Source organism: Salinicola sp. (genome assembly GCF_982684285.1).
In genome coordinates this window covers 1-2508 of sequence record NZ_CEXLVS010000378.1, presented here as the reverse complement: position 1 = coordinate 2508, position 2508 = coordinate 1, and the positions used below count along the sequence as shown (strand labels likewise).

Below are 2508 nucleotides of genomic sequence, written 5' to 3'. Positions count from 1 at the left end.
CCGGCGATCGACTGCTGCACATCCGCATTGCCGAGGCCTCGGGCAACGCGGCCTACGCCATGACCATCAAGCATCTGCTCGGCCACCAGTACGGCAAGATGTTCCGCCGCCTCCAGGAACTGTTCATGGAGACCGACATGCCGCGCCAGTCACAGGATGACCATCAGCGCATCCTGGCGGCGATCGAGAGTCGCGATCCCGATGCGGCGAGGAAGGCGATGGAAGTGCACATGGATCACGTCCTGAGAGTGTTCTTCGACGCCTGAACGGCTGGTGGACGAGTCAGTACACGTCCCCGTGCCACGGGGACCCGGTGGCGGTGGGGCGAACGGCGAGGGCAGGCGTGTGCATGAATCCGGGCCCACTGGCCGGCAGTAGCGAGTGGCGGCAGTGCTCAACCCGCCATCCGCTCGCCCAGCCGTCGCATGAAGCGATAGCCTGCCTCGAGCTGGTCGATCTCGATATATTCGTCCGGCTGGTGAGCCTGTTCGATGCTCCCCGGGCCGCACACGACGGTCGGCAGGCCGGCGCGCTGGAACTGCCCCCCTTCGGTGGCGTAGGCGACACCGCCGGTGTCGACGCTCGGATCGTCTAGACATTCGCGGCAGAGGGCGATGGCGGCGGCGTTGTCGCGGTCGGCCAGCGCCGGCACGGTATCGACCAGTTGCTCTGTGACGATGCGGATCTCCGGTGCACGCTCCTGCAACTCGGCCTCCAGCGCCTTGGCGTAGCGCTCGAAACGGGCAAAGACCGCCTCGAAGCCGTCGCTGGGCAGGTGGCGGATCTCCCAGTCGAACTGGCAGTGCCGCGCCATGATGTTGATCGCGGTGCCGCCCTGGATCAGCCCGACGTGCAGGCTCGAGTGCTGGACGTTGAAGACGTGTTCCAGCGCCCCCTCTTCGACCAGCTCCTGCATGATCGCCTCGATCTTCGTCACCAGCCTGGCGGCCACGTGGATTGCCGACATCCCCTGATTGATCTGGCTGGAGTGCGACTCCTTGCCGGTCACCGTGGTGCGCAGGGTGGTGATTCCCTTCTGTGCCACGATCGGTTGCATCGAGGTGGGCTCGCCGATGATCACGGCGCCGGGCAGCGGTTCATCCGCCATCAGCCGTTCGATCATCGCCGGCGCGCCGAGGCAGCCGATCTCCTCATCGTAGGAGAAGGCCAGGTAGATCGGCCGCGCGAGATCGAGGGCCTGCCAGGCGGGAACCTGCGCCAGGGCGCAGGCGAGGAATCCCTTCATGTCGCAGCTGCCGCGACCGTAGAGCCGGCCGTCCTGCCTGTCCGTCAGGGTGAACGGGTCGCTGTTCCACGGCTGGCCGTCGACCGGTACCACATCGGTATGACCGGAAAGTACCACGCCGCCCTCGACCGCCGGGCCGATGCGTGCCAGCAGGTTGGACTTGCTGCCATCGACGTTGGTGATGCGCTGGGCCGGCACGCGGTGAGAGGCGAGATAGCGTTCGATGAAATCGATCAGCTCGAGATTCGAGTGCCGGGAGACGGTATCGAAGCCGATCAGGGAGGCCAGCAGGTCGCGGGAAGTGGTCATCGCTTGCTCCGGTCCACCAGCGTGGCCCCCGGTTCGGTGGGTGAGCCCCCAGAATAGCGGCTATCCTTCCGCGGTCACAAACCCCCGGGGCGGTACGGAGACGGAGGCGGGCGCTGCGATATTTCCAAGAGACCTGAGCGTTCGACCGTTTCGCGGCTTTCGGCGCAAAAAATGCAGTCTCGACGCCATGGCGCCGAATGATTTGCGCGCCTAGTCTGAAAAGCGTTTCTTCCCGAAACTCCAACTCCCCAGGAGATTTTCATGAGCAAAGTGCTGGTGCTGTATTACTCGAGCTACGGCCATATCGAGACCATGGCCAAGGCGGTGGCGGACGGCGCCGAAAGCGTCGGTGGCACCCAGGTCGATATCCGCCGCGTGCCGGAGCTGGTACCGCAGGAGGTGGCGGTGAAATCCGGTTACAAGACCGATCAGGACGCGCCGCTGATCGAGGGCCCGGAAGCGCTGGCCGACTACGACGCCATCATCGTCGGCACGCCGACCCGATTTGGCAACATGGCCTCCCAGATGCGCAATTTCTGGGACATGACCGGTGGCCCCTGGGCCCAGGGCAAGCTGATCGGCAAGATCGGCAGCGCCTTTGCCTCGACGGCGACGCAGCACGGCGGGCAGGAGACCCCGCTGACCTCGATCCACACCACGCTGATGCATCACGGCATGGTGATCGTGGGCGTGCCCTACAGCTGCGCCGAGCTCTCCAACATGAGCGAGATCACCGGTGGCACGCCCTACGGCGCGACCACGCTGGCCAACGCCGACGGCAGCCGCACGCCCAGCGAGAACGAACTGGCGATCGCGCGCTTCCAGGGCAAGCACGTGGCCGAGCTGGCGGCCAAGCTGGGCAACTGAGGCCGGTCGGCTAGTTTTCGTACAAAGCCTAAGAGGGTGTTTACAAATTCGACGAGCGAAGGCGAGACAAGGCGAAATCGGCCGAA

3 protein-coding genes are annotated in these 2508 nt (G+C 65.2%); 2 read left to right on the top strand and 1 reads right to left on the bottom strand.

What is annotated here, in order from left to right; all coding sequences use genetic code 11:
* On the top strand, positions 1–266 hold a 266-nt coding region (locus AC3AYF_RS20085), incomplete at its 5' end, for a FadR/GntR family transcriptional regulator (protein ID WP_487780276.1).
* A 128-nt stretch (positions 267–394) separates the two neighbouring features.
* Here AC3AYF_RS20085 and argE read toward each other — a convergent pair.
* Entirely contained in the window at positions 395–1555 is a 1161-nt protein-coding gene (gene argE / locus AC3AYF_RS20080; protein ID WP_487780275.1) for an acetylornithine deacetylase, read from the bottom strand.
* Positions 1556–1816: 261 nt separating this feature from the next.
* Between argE and wrbA the strand changes: the two genes are divergently transcribed.
* On the top strand, positions 1817–2422 hold the full coding sequence (gene wrbA, locus AC3AYF_RS20075) for an NAD(P)H:quinone oxidoreductase (protein WP_295036435.1): 606 nt from the start codon (positions 1817–1819) through the stop codon (positions 2420–2422).
* Positions 2423–2508 lie beyond the last annotated feature (86 nt).

Bases quoted from the DNA above. Each gene is read 5' to 3' on its own strand.
- wrbA (WP_295036435.1), top strand. From the start codon at position 1,817: ATGAGCAAAGTGCTGGTGCTGTATTACTCGAGCTACGGCCATATCGAG.
- argE (WP_487780275.1), bottom strand. From the start codon at position 1,555: ATGACCACTTCCCGCGACCTGCTGGCCTCCCTGATCGGCTTCGATACC.